Source organism: Pseudomonas sp. PSB11, assembly GCF_014596605.1.
In the GTDB taxonomy this organism is placed as follows: Bacteria; Pseudomonadota; Gammaproteobacteria; order Pseudomonadales; family Pseudomonadaceae; genus Aquipseudomonas; species Aquipseudomonas umsongensis.
The window spans coordinates 1-18,532 of the sequence record NZ_NOIO01000044.1 but is presented as its reverse complement, the minus strand read 5'-3'; the positions used below and the strand labels follow the sequence as shown (position 1 = coordinate 18,532).

14 protein-coding genes and 1 pseudogene are annotated in these 18,532 nt (G+C 59.4%); 9 read left to right on the top strand and 6 right to left on the bottom strand.

Features of this window, described 5'->3' with window-relative positions:
• Positions 1-458: 458 nt before the first annotated feature.
• The 5 genes and pseudogenes from CGA21_RS30080 to CGA21_RS28765 all read left to right on the top strand — a co-directional run.
• A pseudogene (locus CGA21_RS30080) lies at positions 459-536 on the top strand (outer membrane lipoprotein carrier protein LolA); the annotation flags it as partial.
• Between the two features lie 632 nt (positions 537-1,168).
• Entirely contained in the window at positions 1,169-2,026 is an 858-nt protein-coding gene (locus CGA21_RS28780) for an SDR family oxidoreductase (protein ID WP_188265604.1), read from the top strand.
• A gap of 98 nt (positions 2,027-2,124) precedes the next feature.
• Entirely contained in the window at positions 2,125-2,739 is a 615-nt protein-coding gene (locus CGA21_RS28775; RefSeq protein WP_110747372.1) for a Yip1 family protein, read from the top strand.
• Positions 2,740-2,749: 10 nt separating this feature from the next.
• Positions 2,750-4,099 carry a cation:proton antiporter gene (locus CGA21_RS28770; RefSeq protein WP_110747375.1) on the top strand — a complete coding sequence of 450 codons (1,350 nt, stop codon included), beginning with the start codon at positions 2,750-2,752 and terminating at the stop codon, positions 4,097-4,099.
• Positions 4,100-4,302: 203 nt separating this feature from the next.
• On the top strand, positions 4,303-4,779 hold the full coding sequence (locus tag CGA21_RS28765) for a hemerythrin domain-containing protein (protein ID WP_110747377.1): 477 nt from the start codon (positions 4,303-4,305) through the stop codon (positions 4,777-4,779).
• Positions 4,780-4,926: 147 nt separating this feature from the next.
• Here the strand turns inward: CGA21_RS28765 and CGA21_RS28760 are convergent, their stop codons facing one another.
• From CGA21_RS28760 to CGA21_RS28750, 3 genes are read right to left on the bottom strand one after another with little or no spacing between them, the layout of a single operon-like run.
• On the bottom strand, positions 4,927-6,834 hold the full coding sequence (locus CGA21_RS28760) for a PAS domain-containing sensor histidine kinase (RefSeq protein WP_188265603.1): 1,908 nt from the start codon (positions 6,832-6,834) through the stop codon (positions 4,927-4,929).
• Between the two features lie 7 nt (positions 6,835-6,841).
• Complete coding sequence (locus tag CGA21_RS28755; protein ID WP_188265602.1) at positions 6,842-9,154, bottom strand: ATP-dependent DNA helicase; 2,313 nt, start codon at positions 9,152-9,154, stop codon at positions 6,842-6,844.
• Positions 9,151-10,818: a VRR-NUC domain-containing protein gene (locus CGA21_RS28750; protein ID WP_110747851.1), complete on the bottom strand. Its 1,668-nt coding sequence runs from the start codon at positions 10,816-10,818 to the stop codon at positions 9,151-9,153. The genes CGA21_RS28755 and CGA21_RS28750 overlap by 4 nt, the downstream gene beginning before the upstream one ends.
• Positions 10,819-11,014: 196 nt before the next feature.
• On the opposite strand from CGA21_RS28750, the gene CGA21_RS28745 reads away from it, so the two are divergent.
• Positions 11,015-11,239 carry a YgdI/YgdR family lipoprotein gene (locus CGA21_RS28745; RefSeq protein WP_110747383.1) on the top strand — a complete coding sequence of 75 codons (225 nt, stop codon included), beginning with the start codon at positions 11,015-11,017 and terminating at the stop codon, positions 11,237-11,239.
• 95 nt (positions 11,240-11,334) lie between these two features.
• On the top strand, positions 11,335-11,994 hold the full coding sequence (locus tag CGA21_RS28740; protein WP_110747386.1) for an MliC family protein: 660 nt from the start codon (positions 11,335-11,337) through the stop codon (positions 11,992-11,994).
• Positions 11,995-12,020: 26 nt separating this feature from the next.
• Here CGA21_RS28740 and CGA21_RS28735 read toward each other — a convergent pair whose 3' ends face one another.
• Both CGA21_RS28735 and CGA21_RS28730 read right to left on the bottom strand, forming a co-directional pair.
• Positions 12,021-13,427 (bottom strand): NAD(P)/FAD-dependent oxidoreductase, encoded by a 1,407-nt coding sequence (locus CGA21_RS28735; protein WP_188265601.1) that lies wholly within the window; start codon positions 13,425-13,427, stop codon positions 12,021-12,023.
• Positions 13,428-13,477: 50 nt separating this feature from the next.
• Positions 13,478-14,293 carry an AraC family transcriptional regulator gene (locus CGA21_RS28730; protein ID WP_110747392.1) on the bottom strand — a complete coding sequence of 272 codons (816 nt, stop codon included), beginning with the start codon at positions 14,291-14,293 and terminating at the stop codon, positions 13,478-13,480.
• Between the two features lie 260 nt (positions 14,294-14,553).
• Here CGA21_RS28730 and CGA21_RS28725 point away from each other — a divergent pair, with 260 nt between their 5' ends.
• On the top strand, positions 14,554-14,826 hold the full coding sequence (locus CGA21_RS28725) for a DUF1652 domain-containing protein (RefSeq protein ID WP_033043601.1): 273 nt from the start codon (positions 14,554-14,556) through the stop codon (positions 14,824-14,826).
• Between the two features lie 118 nt (positions 14,827-14,944).
• Here the strand turns inward: CGA21_RS28725 and CGA21_RS28720 are convergent, their stop codons facing one another.
• On the bottom strand, positions 14,945-17,419 hold the full coding sequence (locus tag CGA21_RS28720) for a UvrD-helicase domain-containing protein (protein ID WP_188265600.1): 2,475 nt from the start codon (positions 17,417-17,419) through the stop codon (positions 14,945-14,947).
• Between the two features lie 277 nt (positions 17,420-17,696).
• Between CGA21_RS28720 and CGA21_RS28715 the strand changes: the two genes are divergently transcribed.
• Positions 17,697-18,392, top strand: a complete 696-nt coding sequence (locus CGA21_RS28715) for a pirin family protein (RefSeq protein WP_110747398.1) — start codon at positions 17,697-17,699, stop codon at positions 18,390-18,392.
• The last annotated feature ends 140 nt before the right edge of the window (positions 18,393-18,532 follow it).

Here is an 18,532-nt window from a genome sequence, read left to right as displayed (position 1 = left end):
GCAGGTAGCTTGTCGGTGTAGTCGGCCTGGTAGCCTATCTTTTGTTGACTGCTTACATATCCATTCCTGCGGTAACGGCCGCCTATCTTTTGTTGAATGTGTACATATCCATTCCTGCGGTAATGGCGGCTTATGGTTTCGCTTTTACAGCGACTCCCTTTTTCAAACGCCAAAAAGGAAGCAAAAGGCTTTGCCCCACCACTCGGTGCCTCGCTAAGGCTCGGCATGCCCTCTCTCCGGCATTGCTCCGTGGGTCGCCGCGATGGGCCATCCATGGCCCAGCGCGGCTAAACCGGCGTCCTGCCGGTTTACCCACTGCGCAAGGCCTGCGTTCGGCCAGCGTGGTTAACGGGGCGCCCAGATCAAAAACAAAAGCGAGGCGGCCTTAAAGCCGACCTGACTTTGACGGGTATACCTCGATCCCCTGGAGCGAGCATGCTCCGGGCGGCGTTCCGACGATGGTCGTCAACGATGACGCTGGGCACCTGGCAGCCCGCGGTGCTCTCAGGTTTTTCGCGAGCATGCTCGCTCCTACAGGGGATCGCGGACAAGCCTGCAATCAGGTCGGCTTTAAGGCCGCCTCGCTGTTGCTTTGGCTTTTGATTTTCTTGCCCCATCGAGAGGCCGAGTGGAGGTTCTGCGCAGTGGGTAAACCGGCAAGGATGCCGGTTTAGCCGCGCTGGGCCATGGATGGCCCATCGCGGCGACCCACGGAGCAGGACCGGAGCGAGGGCATGCCGAGCCTTAGCGAGGCACCGAACGCCAGGGGCAAGAGCCCTTGGTTACTTGGGGCTCTTCCAAGTGACTCGCTGTAAAAGCGAAACCCTAAGTGGCCGTTACCGCAGCAATGGATATGTACTCAGTCCCCCCATTGGCCCCAGGACGCCCTCGCCGGCAAGCCTGGCTCCTACAGTAAAAGCGAAACCCTAAGTACCCGTTACCGCAGCAATGGATATGTACTCAGTCCCCCCCATTGGCCGCCAGGACGCCTTCGCCGGCAAGCCTGGCTCCTACAGTAAAAGCGAAACCCTAAGCGGCCGTTACCGCAGCAACGGATAGTTACTCTACCAACAAACAACGATTCCAATGGTTCTTCATCCAACCGAACTCCACCCAAAAGGCCAGGGTCAACCCTTTGACTGCCCAACCTTGAACCCGGAGATCAATGATGAACGACGACCCAAAACCACCCTTCCCCAAACAACACCAACCCGTCCCCGGCTCCCAGCGCAAAATGGACCCGTACCCCGACTGCGGCGAGCAGAGCTATAAGGGTTCGGGCCGATTGAACGGCAAGATCGCCCTGATTACCGGAGGCGATAGCGGCATAGGTCGCGCGGTGGCCATTGCCTTCGCCCGTGAAGGTGCCGACGTGGCCGTGGCATATCTTGATGAGCAGGAAGATGCGCAGGAAACCGCGCGCTGGGTTGAACAGGCCGGCCGCCAATGCCTGCTGCTGCCCGGTGACCTGGCGCACAAGGTGCATTGCCGGGCGTTGGTGGAGAAAACGGTCGAGCGTTTCGGCCGCATCGACATTCTGGTCAACAACGCGGCGTTCCAGATGACCCACGAAAACCTCGAGGACATCCCTGACGAAGAATGGGTGATGACCTTCGACGTCAACATCACCGCCATTTTCAGGATCTGCCAGGCGGCCCTCAAGCACATGCAACCCGGCAGTTCGATCATCAACACCAGCTCGGTCAACTCCGACATGCCCAACCCCACCCTGCTGGCGTATGCCACGACCAAGGGCGCGATCGCCAACTTCACCGCCGGCCTGGCGCAAATGCTCGGACCGAAGAATATCCGGGTCAACAGCGTGGCGCCGGGACCGATCTGGACGCCGCTGATCGTCTCGACGATGCCAGAGGAAACGGTACAGAACTTCGGCGCCAACACCCCGCTTGGCCGTCCGGGCCAGCCGGTGGAAGTGGCGCCGATCTATGTGCTACTGGCCTCGGACGAAGGCAGCTACATCACCGGTCAGCGTTTTGGGGTGACCGGGGGCAAGCCGATCCTGTGATAACGCGATGCCCCTGAAAAATGGAACCGAGCCACTGTTTCAATGCTCAACACTGCATAGGCCCCCTCTGGCGGGCCTTTCGATTCCTGGAGATCGTCATGTCCGCACCTATCGTCAAACTGTTTACTCAGCCAAACTTTGCGTGGACGGATATTCGCAGGGAAGAAGAAGCGCATCCACGCCACTACCTCGCCCATTTGCTCCTCCTGGCCTTGATCCCCGCCGTTTGCCTGTTCATTGGCACCACCTATGTCGGCTGGAGCCTGGCGGAAAACGAAACGGTCCGCCTCAGCCTCCGCAGCGCGTTGCAACTGTGCGTCCTGCTGTATCTGTGCACACTTGCCGGCGTCGCCATCATGGGCGGTTTCATCCGCTGGATGTCACGTACCTTCGACGCACGCCCTACGCTCAACCAGTGCATTGGTTTTGCCGCCTACACCGCCACCCCGTTTTTCCTGGCGGGCATTGCCGGCCTTTATCCCAGTCGCTGGCTGGCGATCCTGGTACTGGCTGGTGCCTCGGCCTATTCGACGTTCTTGCTGTTCGTCGGGTTGCCGACCTTCATGCACGAGCGCAAGGAGCAAGGCCTGCTCAATGCCACCTGTGTCTGGGGCGTCGGTTTGCTGGTGCTGGTCACCCTTCTGGTGAGCATGATTCTGCTGTGGTTCAACGTGCTGACGCCGGAGTACTTGCGCGCGACCGTCAGTCAATGATCCCCGGGCCATGAGCTTCATTGCCTGGGTCGCTGTGCTGGGTGCCGTGCTGCTGACGCTGGCACTGACCTCGTCCTATCTGCGCTGGATGCCGGTGACCACCTCGGCCGTGTGCCTGGCGTTGGGGGTGGTCATCGGGCCGACGGGGCTGGGCTGGCTGAGGCTGGACATCAAGGACGCGGCGTTCTGGATGGAGCACCTGACGGAAGTCGCGGTGCTATTTTCGTTGTTCGTCTGTGGCCTCAAGCTGCGCCTGCCCCTGAGGGACCGAAGATGGCGTGTAGCTTTCGGGCTGGCCGGGCCAGTCATGGTCCTGACCATTATCGGTGTTTGCCTATTGCTGCATTATGCCTTCGCCTTGCCATGGGGACCGTCGCTGCTGATCGGTGCGATCCTGGCGCCCACCGATCCGGTACTGGCCTCGCTGGTGCAAGTCAACGATGCCAAGGACGTCGACGCGGTTCGCTTCGGCCTGTCCGGTGAGGCCGGGCTCAATGATGGCGTTGCGTTTCCCTTCGTGATCCTGGGCTTGCTGTTTATCGAGCAAGGCAGCGGCGCATCCACTGCCTGGCTCGATGACTGGGCGCTCAAACGCCTGCTGTGGGCGGTGCCTGCTGGCTTGCTGGTCGGCTATGGCATGGGACGCGTGATCGGGCGCCTCACATTGTCCATGCGCATCAGAAATGCCGACAGCACCCTGTCGCCCAACGACTACCTGACCTTTGCCCTTATCGCCTTGGCGTATGTCGCGGCAGAGTCGGTCCATGGCTACGGTTTCCTATCGGTGTTCGCGGCGGGCCTGGGGTTGCGTCGAGCCGAGGTCAAGTCGATGGGGCACTCCCAGACGCCCGCCGAGCATCTGGTGCAGCCGGTGGTCGGTCATCAGAACGTCGAGCCCGATGCCGCCGTGCATGGCGATGTGGCGAACCTGGAGGAAGCGCAGGTGGCGGCCGGGATCATGATCGGCGACATGCTGTCCTTTGGCAGCCTGGTCGAACGGGCCATGGAAGTGTTCCTGGTGACGTTGCTCGGGGTCGTGCTGGTAGGTCATTGGGACTGGCGCGCGCTGGCGGTTGCGTTGGTACTGTTCTGCGTGATCCGGCCGCTGATTGTCGCGCTGGTACCTTGGGGAACGTTGCTTGACGGCAAGCAACGACTGTTGATCGGCTGGTTCGGGATTCGCGGCATCGGTAGTTTCTACTACCTGTTCTACGCCTTGAATCACAACCTCGCACCGACGATGGCCACCTTGTGCACCGACCTCACGCTCTCGGTGGTCGCACTGAGCATTCTGATTCACGGCATCAGCACCCAGCCGCTTCTCGCCCACTATGAACGGCAAAAGCCCCCATCCGCTTGATCGCTGACGACTGTGGCGAAGTGCATGAACCAAATCCCGACTTCATGCAGCCTGCACGACCCCTAATGGCCATTAGCGTTTGTAACCCATTGAATTTCAGGCGCTTACCCGAGACAGCAAAGCGGCACGACAAATGCTCCACAACGATGAGTGTCCTGCGGAATCAACCGTGCGAGCTGCCCTCAATCTGGAGAAACTCGACCATGAATGCCATAGACCTGTTGAAAGCCGACCATGAACGCGTGAAAGGCATCCTCAGCCAACTGAGTGAGTCCACCGAGCGCGGTCTGAAAAAGCGCGCCGATCTCCTTGCAAAGCTGGAGATGGAAATTTCGATTCATACCCGCCTTGAAGAAGACATCCTGTACCCGGCCTACAAGGAAGCCGGTGGCAAGGAGCAGGACATCATGTATTACGAAGCCAAGGAAGAACACCGTACGGTGGATTCCCTGGTGCTACCGGACCTGAAAGTCACCGACCCGTCCACGCCCGAGTTCGCCGGTCGCGTCAAGGTGGTCAAGGAACTGCTCGAACACCACATTGAAGAGGAAGAGACCACGATGTTTCCCCAGGCCAAGAAGCTGCTGGGTAAAGCGGCGCTGGATGAACTGGGGGCAAAAATGGAGACCCTCAAGGCCCGCCTGAAAAAGGAACTCGACGCCTCGCATATGGCGGCCTGAGAGCCAGGTGCAAACATAACGACCCGGGTTAAAAACCTGTAGGAGCGAGCATGCTCGCGATGAACTTGAGAGCTCCGAGGGGTGTCAGGTGACCAACGTCATCGTTGACGACCATCGCGACGGTGCGACGATTCGACATGCTCGCTCCTACATGGCGGAAGCGATAATTTCCACCAGGTTCGACTGGGTAAACGGCTTGGACAACCGCGGTAACCTGGCTGCAAACCCTTCCAGGCGATCGGCATATCCAGTGGCCAGGATAATCGGCATGTCGGGGTTGCGCTCGCGGATGGCTTGCGCCAATTGCGCGCCACTCATCTGGGGCATCGCCATGTCGGTAATGACGAGATCAATGGCCGTATTGTTTTCGAATACCTCCAGTCCCTGAGCACCCGACGTCGCGGCGATCACCTGGTGACCGAGGTCTTCCAGCAACAGGCAAGTGCTGGTCAACACCAAGCTGTCGTCGTCCACCACCAGGATGCACAAGCGAGGGACTTGCGGCGTTGCCGGGAGCTCTTCAAGGGGGGCCGCGATCGAGCCTTCCGAGGCCACGGGCAACCACAGTTCTGCAGTCGTGCCCTGGTTTTTCTGGCTCTTGAGAATGAATCGTCCGCCCAGTTGTTCGATGAAGCCATGGACCATCGACAACCCCAGACCAGTCCCCTTGCCCAGCCCTTTGGTGGTGAAGAACGGATCCATTGCCGAGGCCAGCGTTGCTTCATCCATCCCGTCACCGGTGTCGGTGATGCTCAGGCACACGTAACGCCCCGCTCGTAACGGATCAGAGACAGTTTCAACGCGGGCACTGATGACGATCTTTCCGCCATCGGGCATGGCATCGCGGGCGTTGGTGGCCAGGTTCAGCATTGCCAATTCGAGCTGGTTGATATCGGCCAGGACCGGCTCGATCCGCTCCGGAAAACGGGTTTCCAGTGCCACCGAAGGTCCCAGCGAACTGCGCAGCAGTCCGCTGATGCCCTGCACCAGGGCGGGAAGCTCCACAGGTTCGGATTTGAGCTCTTGCTTCCTGGCAAAAGCCAGCATGCGCTGGGTCAAGGACACGCCGCGCAACGCACCCTGGGTGGCGTTGTCGAGCAACCGGACGATCTTCGGGTCGTCCGCTAGGCGTTTGCGCACGATTTCCAGATTGCCAAGAATGACTGTGAGCAGATTATTGAAGTCGTGGGCAATCCCCCCACTGAGCTGGCCGATGGCTTGCATCTTTTGCGCCTGGAACAGCGCTTCGCGGGTTTGTTCAAGCGCCTGCTGCGCCTGGGTCGCTTCGGTGATGTCGCGGGTGATCTTGGCAAAACCGAGCAACGTACCGGTTTCCCCCCAGATCGGGTCGACGACGACGTGAGCCAGGAACCTCGTGCCGTCCTTGCGCACCCGCCATCCCTTGTTCTCGAAGCGCCCCTCACGCGTGGCAATCTCCAGTGCCCGGCCTGGCAAGCCGGACGCCTTGTCTTCAGGGGTGTAGAACATCGAAAAATGCTGGCCAATGACTTCTTCGGGCAAATAGCCCTTGATCCGTTGGGCCCCCAGGTTCCAGTTGGTCACGCGACCATCCGGGGCGAGCATGTAGATGGCGTAGTCTGTGACGCTTTGCACCAGTAAGCGAAACTGTTGCTCGCTTTGCTTGAGGGTCTCTTCGGCCATCTTGCGGTCGGTCAGGTCACGGGTAATCTTGGCAAATCCCAGCAGCGTGCCCGACGGGTCGTAAATCGGATCGATCACCACGTGGGACCAGAAATGCGTGCCGTCCTTGCGCACACGCCAGCCTTCACCTTCGAATCGACCCTCGCGAATGGCCGTGTCCAGCGCCCGCTGAGGCAAGCCGGCACGACGATCTTCATCGGTGTAGAAGCGCGAAAAATGCTGGCCGAGAATCTCGGCTTCCTCATAGCCCTTGAACCGCCGGGCCCCTGCGTTCCAGCTGGTAATGATGCCATCGGGGTCAATCATGTAGATCGCGTAGTCAACCACCGCATCGATCAGCAGGCGCAAGCGCCTGTCCTCAATGACCCTGGCCTGGATTCGATCTTCGCTCATTGATCCCTCACATCGGGTGCTGTAACTCAGCAGTATGCGATAAACCATCCATTTGAACAGCCGCCGAAGCAATTGACCACCAGCGCGGCAGCAATTGCCTGACCTTGTTGTCGCCAAACCGGTCATCGATCAACATCACCACGCCTTGGTCCTGCTGTGTACGAATCACTCTGCCAGCGGCCTGCACCACTTTTTGTACGCCGGGATACAGGTAGGTGTAGTCGTAGCCCGCACCGAACATGGCCGCCATGCGCTGCTTGAGTTGCTCGTTGACCGGGTTGAGCTGCGCCAACCCCAAGGTGGCGATGAACGCGCCAATCAAGCGTGCACCCGGCAAATCGATGCCTTCGCCAAACGCCCCGCCCAACACCGCAAAGCCAACGCCTTGGCCTTCGGCGGTGAACCGGTCGAGGAACGCCTGGCGTTGCGCCTCCGCCATGCCCCGTGACTGTGACCATAGATTGATCCCGGGATAGCGCTCGGCGAGCAACTGCGCCACTTGCTGCAGGTAATCGAAACTGCTGAAGAACGCCAGGTAATTGCCGGGGCGCCGCATGAACTGCCGGGCGATCAGTTCGACGATCGGCGCCAGGGATGCCTGGCGATGAACGAAACGCGTGGAGATCTGGTTGATGATCTGAACATGTAGTTGATCGGCATGAAACGGCGACTCGACGTCGATGCACACGGTATTGGCCGGTGTACCCAGCAAGTCGGCGTAATAGTGGCGAGGACTGAGGGTCGCCGAGAACAGTACGGTGCTGCGGGCAGCGCTCAGGCGCGGCCCGATGAAGCCTGCGGGCACCACGTTGCGCAGACACAGTTGCGAGAGGTTGCGCTTGCGGTCGAGGTCGCGTTTGCTGATGTCGAACAGGTACTGCTGGTCGAAGAGTTCGGCCACCCGACAGAACTGCAGTACCTCGAAGTAAAAGCTTTGCAATGCACTGTCCAGTCCCTGCGGATGATCGTTGAGGTAATCGCCGATGCTGGCGCTGCACGACGACAAGGCCTGGAGCAGTTTTTCCGGTGGCTTGTCATAGGCCTGATAAGCAGCAGACTGCTGGTTATGCAAGGCGTTCCATTCGCGGTTGACTCGCTGCAGCGGTTTTCTCAACGCCTCGGGGGCGTTTTTTCGTACGCCATCGAGGGTCGACTGATCAAGGATGGCGCTGTAAATCTGCCGACCACGTTCCACCAGGTTGTGGGCCTCGTCGACCAATACCGCGACTTTCCAGGTGTTGGCCTGGGCCAGGCCGAACAGCAGCGCACTGAAATCGAAGTAATAGTTGTAATCGGCAACCACCACGTCGGCCCAGCGGGCCATTTCCTGGCTCAGGTAATACGGGCATACCCCATGCTCCAGGGCGACCTGGCGCAATGCAGCCTGGTTCAGCAGGCTCAGCTCGCTGGCGGCCTGGCGTGCCGCCGGCAATCGATCGTAAAAGCCCTGGGCCAAAGGACAGGATTCACCGTGGCAGGCCTTGTCCGGATGTTCGCAGGCCTTGTCCCTGGCGATCATCTCCAGCACCCGCAAAGGCGGCGCATCGGCGCGTTCGAGGATCACTTGCGCGGCGTCCAGGGCCAGCTTGCGTCCCGGGGTTTTCGCCGTGAGGAAATACACCTTGTCCAGGTGCTGGGGTGCCAGGGCCTTGAGCAGCGGGAACAGGGTACCGATGGTCTTGCCAATCCCCGTGGGTGCCTGGGCCATCAGGCAACGCCCGGTACAGACGGCCTTGAACACCGATTCGGCGAGGTGACGCTGCCCGGGGCGAAACTCGGCATGGGGAAACGCCAGCTGTCGCGCCGCAAGGTCACGCCTTTGGCGATGGGCCGTTTCCTGTTCGGCCCAGTGCAGGAACAGGCCGCAATGGTGTTCAAAGAACTGCCTGAGCTCGGTGGCGCTGAACGCTTCGAGCAGACAGGTTTCCCTTTCGCTGACGATATCGAAATACACCAGCGCCAGGTTGATCTGCGCCAGGTTGAGTTTGCGGCACATCAGCCAGCCATAGACTTTGGCCTGTGCCCAATGCAGTTGCCGGTGGTTGGCCGGTTGCTTGCTCAAGTCACCACGGTAGGTCTTGACCTCTTCGAGGCAGTTTTGCGAGGGATCATAGCCGTCCGCCCTGCCCTTGACCGTCAGGTCCTGATACGCACCTTCGAGGGCGATTTCACTCTGGTAGTCGTCACTGCGCCGTGACGCCACCGTACGGTGCCCGACGATGCCTTCCAGGGCGGTCGGCGAGGGAGTGAAGCGCAAGTCGAGGTCCCCGACCTTGGCGGTAAACTCACATAACGCCCGCACCGCGATGCTGTAGCTCAAGCGCCCTGCTCCGCCCATTGCACATAACACACGGCAATCGGCATCCGGTGCTCATGACAGAACTCCAGCCAGCGCAGCTGGTTATCCTGCAGGCGATCGCCCGGCCCCTTGACTTCGATCATGCGGTAGGTTTTTTCCTGTGGCCAGAACTGGATCAGGTCCGGCATGCCCGCCCGATTGGCCTTGATGTCCAGCAATAACCGATTGAACCAGTGCTTGAGGTGTTCGGCAGGTAAGCAGTCCAGCGCCTGCTCCAGCAACGGCTCGCTGAGTGCGCCCCAGAACACGAATGGCGACTGCACGCCCCACTTTTGGGCATAGCGCAGGCGGATGGTCTCAAGGTATCGACCGTCGTCGAGTTCATCGAGGCAGGCCTGGAACAATTCGGCCCGGCGGCTGTGGAAGTCTTCGCTCAACAGGTCCACTGGACCGCGTTGGAACGGATGGAAAAACGCCCCCGGCAGCGGGGCAAAAATCGCCGGCCAGCACAGCAACCCGAACAGCGAGTTGACCAGGCTGTTTTCGACGTAATGAACCGGCGCCGAGTCTTCGCCCAGGTGCGCCTGCACGTAGTCCTCCACTGACAACATCGGGTCGGTCCTGCTCAGTTGCAGCTCCAGGCGTTCCATCTGTCGTGGGGCTGGACGCTTGACCGCCGGTCCGCCCAGCTTGCGACGCAACCTGGGCAGGATACGCAGCAGGTGTTGCTGTTCCGCGGCGTTTTGCGGTGCTTGTTCGGCCTGGCACGCCAGGTCAAGGGCCAGTCGGTACTCACCGCAGCGTTCCAACACTCGGATCATGCGCAAGCGCGCGCCGGGATACACGCAATCCCGGTACAGGGTCAACGCGGCACAGAAATCACCGGCGCGCTCGCACGCCTGGCCCATCTGGAATAACTGCTTGTCACGACGTCTCTGCAGCCAGGGATTGCCCAGTATCAGGCCGTTGATCTGGGCGACAATCGCGACCACCGACTCGCCGGCCTCGAAAAGCTGCTGGCACTGGTAAAGGAACAGGCAGGCATCGACATCCTCGCGGCTTTGCAAGCCTCGGGAATCGGCGCAAAAATCGACCTTTTCATAGGTGAAGACCCCAAGGTCCGCCAGGACGAATTCAGACCAATCCTGGTAAAGATTGCCAAAAAACATCAAGCGCAGGCGATCGCACAGGCCCATGATGGTCAGGCTGAACAAGCGATCACCGAGCGCCGGACACCAATCCTTGAAGGATTGCTCGTGAGGAAACTGCTCGCACAGTGCCGGCAGCCAGTCGGTCTTTTTACCCTTGGGTTGAGTGATGGCGCTGCCCAGGCATTGAAGAATTTCCGCCTTGAGCAACACTTCAAATAACGCCTCGACCGACAACGGCTGGTGCTCGTCGAGCCAGCCCAACGCGAGCAACGGCCGGGCTGCGCTGGCGATATCGCCGATCTCGACGTAATGCAATTTGCTGGCGCGAAAATGCATGCCTTTGCGCATGACCAGCCTGACCAGCAGCGCCCGGGCCTCGCGGGGCAAGCCATTGAAGTCGTGAATAAAGCGGTGCTCCTCGACGCTCAACACGTCGGCATAACGTTGCTCAAGCCAATCAAGCACTTGCATGAAGTTGTTGAGGTAGTAGAACGGGTCGTCGAGAGGATTTGCAGTCACGGGAAAAGGAGCCACGATTAACAAGCACTGGTTATGCATACAGATACCAGCAACGCCCTGCCCCATGCAAATGGAAAAGGATAAGCGGCGGCGCTGTAAGGGATTTTTGCCTTGGGAATAGAACTTTCTGCTGTTGCATGGCACCAACCGCCAAGGAACGGCATTCGCTTGCGACAGCCACACTGGTTTTTTTTAACAATGAGAGGTGATTATGAACATCAAGACTCTGGCGTTTCCCATTGCGGTAGCGGCCTTCATCGCACTGGCCGGCTGCTCGACGCCCACGGTGGTCACCCTGCAGAACGGCACCCAGTACCTGACCAAGGACATGCCAAAAACCAAGACCAAGGATGGTTTCTTCGAGTTCGAGGATATTTCCGGAGCCAAGGTCAAAGTCAAGGCCGATGATGTTGCCACGATTCGCCAGGAAGACTGAGCCCGCGAATCGTGTTGCCTGCGCCCCTGTGTGGCAGGTTTCGAGCACTGCCTTACACTGCGATAGACCCAGTGCGACCTAATGATGGTGTCGAAATGAAAATGGTCACGCCACTTTTGACTCCTCTCCTCGCGGTCGCCGCTTGGGTTTCAATGAGTCTTTGTGCAAATGCCGCGACACCTGCTCGATCCTTCAATACCAGCTTCGACTGCGCCACGGCTCGGGGGGCCGTTGAAAAGCTTATCTGTCGCGACGCTCGACTGGCGCAGATGGATATCGAGCTGACGCGCCTGTATCGCCTGGCGCTCACCGATGAGCATTCGGTGCCGCGACCCGACAAAGTCGAGATCGACCAGCGCTTCTGGCTGCTCGCCCGCGATCAATGCGCGACCGAAGCCGATCCCAAGGCATGCACGGTGAGCCAGTATGCCGAGCGTGCGCACCAACTTCGCCAAGGCTCGGCCATTGCCAGGACCAAGGACCCCAGCAGGCTCACCGAAGGCCCGCAGGCCTTTCGCTGCGCCGGGCTTGGCGCGTTGGTGGCCGCCACGTTCTTCACTGTCGAACCGGCAGTGGTGTACCTGAAATGGGCCAATACCTCGACCACGCTGGAACAGGTGCCGAGTTCCTCCGGAGCCCTGTACCGGGGCAAGGACTACAGGGGCAGCCAAAGCTTCTGGCAAAACGGCAACGATGCCCTGTTGCAGATGCCGGGCGCAGGTGAAATGAGGTGCACGGTTGAACCTGTGAGTTGATCACGTATCATCGAAGGCAACACTGTTCAGTGCATCAAGCCTTCCATGAACCCTGCGACCCCGCTGGCGAGCTTGCGCCGCCATGGCGCACTGGTCGGGTTGGCCAGGGTCTGGTCTTCATGGACGAAGCTGCGGATGATCGCGTTGTAGCCGAGCCAGCGCCAAGGTTCGGGCTCCCAGGCCTTGAGCGCGTGCAGTCCGCCCTGGGCAATTACCCAGGGTTGGCTGACTCGTTCGGTGTCGCGCTGCAGGATCAGGTCGGCAAGGGTCCTGCCACCCAGGTTGCTGGCACCCACACCCTCCCCGCCATAACCGCCGGACAAGGCGATGCCGCTGGCCTGGTCGCAGAGCATGTGCGGCTTGAAGTGCCGCGACATGCCCAGGTTACCGCCCCAGCCGTGGGTGATCTGTACATTGCGAAGCTGTGGAAACAGTTCGCCGAACAGATAGCGCCGCAACTCGATTTCGCTGCGCGTCAGGTCAAAGTCATGGCGCAGCTTGCCGGCAAACTGATAGCCCCCGCGAGCGCCGAAGATCAATCGGTTATCTGCCGTTCGTTGGCCATAGGTCACTTGGCGACTGTTTTCGCTGAAGGCCTGGCCATGACTCAAGCCGATCTCGTCCCAGGTGGCGGCTGACAGCGGTTCGGTGGCCACGATCAGGCTTTGCACCGGCAACTGATAACGTCCCAAGGGTGGCAAGGTCACCGAATAGCCTTCGACAGCCGGTACCACCCAGCGGCTGCGCACCGTCGCCTGGGCAGTGCGAAGGCTGCCGGACTGCCAATGATTCACCGGGCTGTTCTCGTAAATCCGCACGCCCATGCGCTCGACCGCGCGCGCCAGTCCTCGGACCAGCTTGGCCGGATGGAGGGTCGCGACATGTGGCGCATAAATAGCGCCATAAGGCTTGGCCAGGCGAATCTGCTGCGCCATCTGTTGCGGGCTCAGCCAGCGGTAGTCGTTTTCGTTGAGTCCCTGGCTGTACAGCTTGTCCAGGTACTGGCGCAATGTCGCCTCCTGCTCGGGGTAGCGCGCGGCACAATAGAGGGCGCCGCCTTTACGATAATCGCAATCGATGCCTTCACGTTCGATGACGCTTTTCACTTCATCAGGGATGTCGTGGAGCAAATCGTAAGAGGCACGACGTTGCTCGGGTGACAACGTAGCGAGTAGACGGTCTTCGCCCAGCAGATTGCCCATCAACCATCCGCCGTTACGCCCCGAGGCACCGAAACCGGCTGTTTGCGCTTCTATGATGACAATATTCAGGCCAGGCGCCTGTCGCTTCAGGTAGTAGGCCGTCCAGAGCCCGGTGTACCCCGCGCCGATGATGGCAACATCGACATCCAGATCCTGTTCCAGCGACGCACGCGCCAGCAATGGCTCGTCGAGCTGGTCCATCCACAAGCTGATAGTGCGCCACGCCGGCATTCAAGACTCCGCCACTCAGATTTCGATGGCGTTGATCCTAGTGCACGGGCTCAGGCGCTGTCTTGCGCGCGTGCACGCAAGGACATTTGCTTGACGTAGGCCTTGGGCGACAGGCCGGTGTGCTGGCGGAAACAGCTATAGAACGCCGACAGTGAATTGAACCCGGCGGCAAACGCCAACGCGTCGATACGTACCGCGGGCATGGCACTGTCCAGCGCGTTGAGCAGGTGCTGCAGGCGGGCCTGGTTGACGTAGCGATAGAAGCTCTGCCCCAGCACCTGGTTGAGAAGATAGGAAATCTGGTTGCGACTGTAGCCACACGCCTGTGCCACCCGTTGCAGGTCGAGCTGCGGGTCGAGATAAGGCTGCTGGCGTTGAAAGTACTGCTGCAGGTCGTCGGCCATGAAGCTCAACTGCCGCGGCGACAGCCCCAGTCGACTGACCGCCGGGCGCTGGCTGCCGGTGTTTTCGCCGCAGGGTTGTTCGTGGACCAGCGAAGCATATTCGTTGACCCGCCAGATCAGCCCGTCCTTCACGGTGATTGCTTCACTGGCGCGAAACGACACAAGCCCCTCACCGCCACGCAAAGTGATGCGGTACTGGATGAAAGCAGTGTTGCCGTCCAAGCGGATGCGGTCTGAGTGCTCCAGCGCCTCATCCGGGTCACGGGGCATGCTGCTTTGCACGTAGTCGCGCAACTGGGCCAGCCCCATCACCCGGTTCTGGAAAAAATCACTGTATTGGACATCGGGGTGATACAACGCCATGACCCCGTCCAGATCGCGGTGTTTCCAGCGCAAGTGGTAAAGCATGACCGTCTCGCCCGTGGCCTGGGTTTGCAGCGGGCCATCATCCTCGGCGTACATGAAAGGTCTCGTCAAAAAGTGCCGAGCTTGCCCAAATTGGCCCGCGCCTTCAATTGCAAATGCGGGCGGGCCATTGCGCAAACGATCACGTACGTGACCTGCATCAAAAAAATCGCAGCAATTGCCAAACGACCTGAAAAATACACATTTTTTTCACATGCAGCTGCTACTTTTAAAGTCTGTCAATGGTTGAGCCAATGAAGGCTCCTCCCACCTAACCTGAGCTAACGGAAGCGCTCGATGAAGAAGGCGGGCAACACATGAATAAAGGGTTCAGCAAGGTCACTTTCCCAAACGCCTGCCAGCTGATGCGCTGGCATTTCCATCCCATGGGTTTCGAGGCAAGCATGGACGCCCCGGGCAGCATGATCGCCCGTTTGTTTGATCGAGCCAGTGGCGAGACCATGATCGCCATCGCTGGTATCCCCTGTTCGACGGTGATGAACGCCGCCGACGTCGAACGAATAATCGAAGCCGTGGAGGATGAGCTCGAAGCGTTCATTCCTCCGGTGGCCCTCAGGAGTTATGCCTGACGGCAGGTCTTCCATCAAAAGCCCACGATAATGTGGGCTTTGTGTTTTTTACGGGATCAAGAATGTAGAGGGGTACATGTACACCTTGTAAGAGCCGCACCGCAGGCTACTACATGGGTCATGCCGGCGTTTTGGCCCGCCGATGATCGGCGAAAAACGCCTTGCCCTTGCCGATCCGGTCCGACGCCTTGGGCATGTTCACCGCCTGGGTGTCCTGCGCATCGACATACCAATAGCAATGGCTCACGGCCCGGGTAATGCCCACGTAGGCCAGGCGCAGAATCTCGTCTTTCTGGGCATTGTCATAAGGCTCACTGTCGCCAGCCTTGCCCAGGCCCGCCATACGGTACACCTGGTTCTTGTAGGGAGAACGGGTCAGGTGCTGGCAATCGCCAAGCAGGAATACCGCGTCAGCCTGAAGCCCCTTGGCGCTGTGATACGTCAGTTGCTTGAGGCGTCGCGCTTCAAACGGCAAGCTAGAATCAACATTAAGTACAGGATGAATATATTGCTCTATCAATGACTTATCGCTACTTTTTCGATAAAGCATCAAGATTGAGTCGCCTTTGCGATAGTGCTCCATCAAGCGCTCGGCCATCCCCTGATCGTCTCGGTCCAGCACATTGACCGGCAGCAAGGCCTTTGGCTCGCCGCTGGCCTTGGCCTTCTTGCCCGCAATCGCAGGCGCGGCCCGCACGATATATTCGGCGGCGTCGATGATGTGCTGGTGACTGCGATAATTGTCGCTGAGCATGACCTTGGTGGTACTCGGCGACGAGAATGTCTTGTTGAACTCCATGAAATAGGTCGGCGAACTGCCACGCCAGCCGTAAATCGACTGCCAGTCATCGCCTACGCACAGCAATGAGGAGTGCTGGGCGCCGCGCCCGACGTGCATCGCCGGCCCGCGACTGCGGATTTCGGCCAGGCTGGCACGGATCCACGAGACAATTTGCGGCGAAACATCCTGGAACTCGTCGATCATCAAGTGCGACAGCGGCCGCAAGAGCTCGTCACTGAGCAGCTTGAGGTTTTCCGGGGAGTGTTCGCTAAACAGCGCGAACATGCGGTTGTAGGTCATGACGGGCGGTTTCTGGTCGAGCAAATGGTCTTCCAGGGCGCGCCAGTACAGACTCAAGGCTTCGAAGAAGAACCGGTCCGGGTCATCCTTGCCAAAGCTCATCTGGCCCACGGCAGTCGGCACATCCAGGCCGAGGTTTTCGATGAACCCGGCGGCAGCGACAAAACAGTCCAGCAATGGCGCGGACGCCAGCTCTCCCTTGACCTTGTAATCGAAGCCAGGCCCGGCGCTGGCATCGCCCCCAAGGGACGCCAGCACACGCTTTGAGGATTCGTAATTATCTATCCATATCAATGGTTTACGACAGAATGCTTGAAACAAAGTGCGCTTTACCGCGGTTTCCGCACGCAACGTAAGCTTGGCATTTGGCCGGGTCAGTTGCGGATTTTCGCCAGGGTCGAATCCCAGCACCACCCAAGCGTCCAGCGAGGCAATGTAACCGTGGCAGTGAAAGGTACTGCCGTTGATATCGAAAGCCTGGCGCTTGGGCTCTATGCCTTTGATCGGCCAGGCGCCGGCGCGAAACCACAAGTCTTCCACCAGATCGCAGAGCTCTTCATCGCGTTTGGCCGCCAGCTCGGTGACGGCCATGCGCTTCTGTACATCAGGGTGGTCGCGCTCCAGCTCCTTGAGTTGCAAAGCGTGACGAGACAATGGCTTGATCAGCGCGCGAAAACGCTCATCGCGACCGTGCAACGCGTGATAACAGGCATTGAGTTGCTGACGCTGAGCGTCATTGATGCGCAGATCGAAGGGGTTGCTGTCCACTTCGTCATCCGCGCCTTGCGCTCGGTGACTGAGGTTTTCGAAGGCTTGCAGCCGTTCGAAGCCCGGCAGGCTGCGAACCATCGGCAATATGCGCGAATGGAAGGTGCGCACCAGGTCACGCGCCTCGCGCACACCCAGTGCATGCCCCCAGAGCGCAAACAGCTCAATCAGTTTATTGATGAAGTCCTTGCGCGACTCACGGGTGAACGTCACCACGGTCATCGAGCTCAGTTCGAACCCCAGGTAGTGACTGAGCAACAGGATACGCAGGACCAGCGTCGTCGACTTGCCGGCGCCCGCACCGGCAATCACCGACGTTGATGGTGTGTCACTGAAGATCATTTTCCACTGCGCAGCGCTGGGCTGGGCATGTGCCGGCAGCAACCGGGCGACGTCGGCTTTCATGCGTTTTTTCAGTTCGGCGGTCAATGGCAGGCGCCAATCGTCGAAAAGATGGTCATCGATGTTGGGTGGCCGGTGCTCGGTGCAGCGTGAGTCGCGAATCAGCAAGACTTGCCGGCCCTCTTCCAGGCCCTCGAGCTTGCCTTCTTTGTACCCATAGTCCACCCCGGCACTATGACCGCTACGAAAACCGTCTGCCTGACCGTGTAACCAAGAGGCGCGGTGTTGTGCGCGCAGACGCGTCAGGCCATGACCAAAAAAGCGCGCGGCCAGGCGCTTGAGCAATGGCATCTCGGCCAGCGGGCGAAGTTCAGGCGGAAGATCGGGGGTGTGTTGCGGCACGCGGACGGACTCCAGGGTGTGAGGCTGTTGAGGGCTATGGTGTCTGTATTTGCTTTTGAGTTCTAGTCAAATGCTTATGACTCATCGACTTATGGGCGAAATTGAAGGCTGGATGAGACGCTTGCGAGCGTAATTCCTATCAAATTGATCGATGATTATGAGGCATTTTTTACGCTTTTTATCGATTGTTACCTGATGGATGATGCCCGTCATCAACAACCGGTCTCGATTCGTGGCCAGGCCGTGCGCCCCATGACGAACCTTTCAGGAGACGATCATGCTTGAACTCAGACCTTTCAACTCGCTTGGCGGCGCTCACCATGGCTGGTTGGATGCCCATCACCACTTTTCGTTCGCCGAATACCATGACCCCAAGCGCATGAACTGGGGCAACTTGCGGGTATGGAACGATGACGTGATTGCCCCGGGCACTGGCTTCCCGCAGCACCCGCACCGGGACATGGAAATCATCACCTATGTCCGTGAAGGCGCAATTACTCACCAGGACAACCTGGGCAACAAGGGTCGCACTGAAGCGGGTGACGTTCAGGTGATGAGCGCCGGCACCGGCATTGCCCACAGCGAATACAACCTGGAAGCTACGCCGACCAAGATCTTCCAGATCTGGATCATTCCCAATGAATCCGGCCTGGCACCTTCCTGGGGCGCCAAGCCATTTCCCAAAGGCCAGCGCGAAGGTTTCGTGACCCTGGCCAGCGGTAAGCCCGGGGACGATCAAAGCCTGCGAATCCGCGCCGATGCGCGCCTGGTGGCGGCAAACCTGAAGGCCGGCGAAACCGCTGAGTATCGCCTGGACAACGGTCGTCGCGCTTACCTTGTGCCGGCCACGGGTGTCATTGAAGTCAATGGCTTGCGTGCACAAGCTCGAGACGGTGTCGCGGTTGCCCAAGAGCAGGTGTTGCGGGTGACGGCTATCGAGGACAGTGAGATCGTGTTGGTGGATCTGGCTTGATTCAGTAAATCGATGTCTAGTCCTGAAATAGGTTTACATCTATTTCACCCAGCGCCCGATGCACCGCATCGGGCGTTTTGTATTTTAAAGACAGGTGCGGGCGCTCCTGGTTGTAGATCAAGATTGCCTCCCGCACCATC

Bases quoted from the DNA above. Each gene is read 5' to 3' on its own strand.
- CGA21_RS28780 (WP_188265604.1), top strand. From the start codon at position 1,169: ATGAACGACGACCCAAAACCACCCTTCCCCAAACAACACCAACCCGTC.
- CGA21_RS28775 (WP_110747372.1), top strand. From the start codon at position 2,125: ATGTCCGCACCTATCGTCAAACTGTTTACTCAGCCAAACTTTGCGTGG.
- CGA21_RS28770 (WP_110747375.1), top strand. From the start codon at position 2,750: ATGAGCTTCATTGCCTGGGTCGCTGTGCTGGGTGCCGTGCTGCTGACG.
- CGA21_RS28765 (WP_110747377.1), top strand. From the start codon at position 4,303: ATGAATGCCATAGACCTGTTGAAAGCCGACCATGAACGCGTGAAAGGC.
- CGA21_RS28760 (WP_188265603.1), bottom strand. From the start codon at position 6,834: ATGAGCGAAGATCGAATCCAGGCCAGGGTCATTGAGGACAGGCGCTTG.
- CGA21_RS28745 (WP_110747383.1), top strand. From the start codon at position 11,015: ATGAACATCAAGACTCTGGCGTTTCCCATTGCGGTAGCGGCCTTCATC.
- CGA21_RS28740 (WP_110747386.1), top strand. From the start codon at position 11,335: ATGAAAATGGTCACGCCACTTTTGACTCCTCTCCTCGCGGTCGCCGCT.
- CGA21_RS28735 (WP_188265601.1), bottom strand. From the start codon at position 13,427: ATGCCGGCGTGGCGCACTATCAGCTTGTGGATGGACCAGCTCGACGAG.
- CGA21_RS28730 (WP_110747392.1), bottom strand. From the start codon at position 14,293: ATGTACGCCGAGGATGATGGCCCGCTGCAAACCCAGGCCACGGGCGAG.
- CGA21_RS28725 (WP_033043601.1), top strand. From the start codon at position 14,554: ATGAATAAAGGGTTCAGCAAGGTCACTTTCCCAAACGCCTGCCAGCTG.
- CGA21_RS28715 (WP_110747398.1), top strand. From the start codon at position 17,697: ATGCTTGAACTCAGACCTTTCAACTCGCTTGGCGGCGCTCACCATGGC.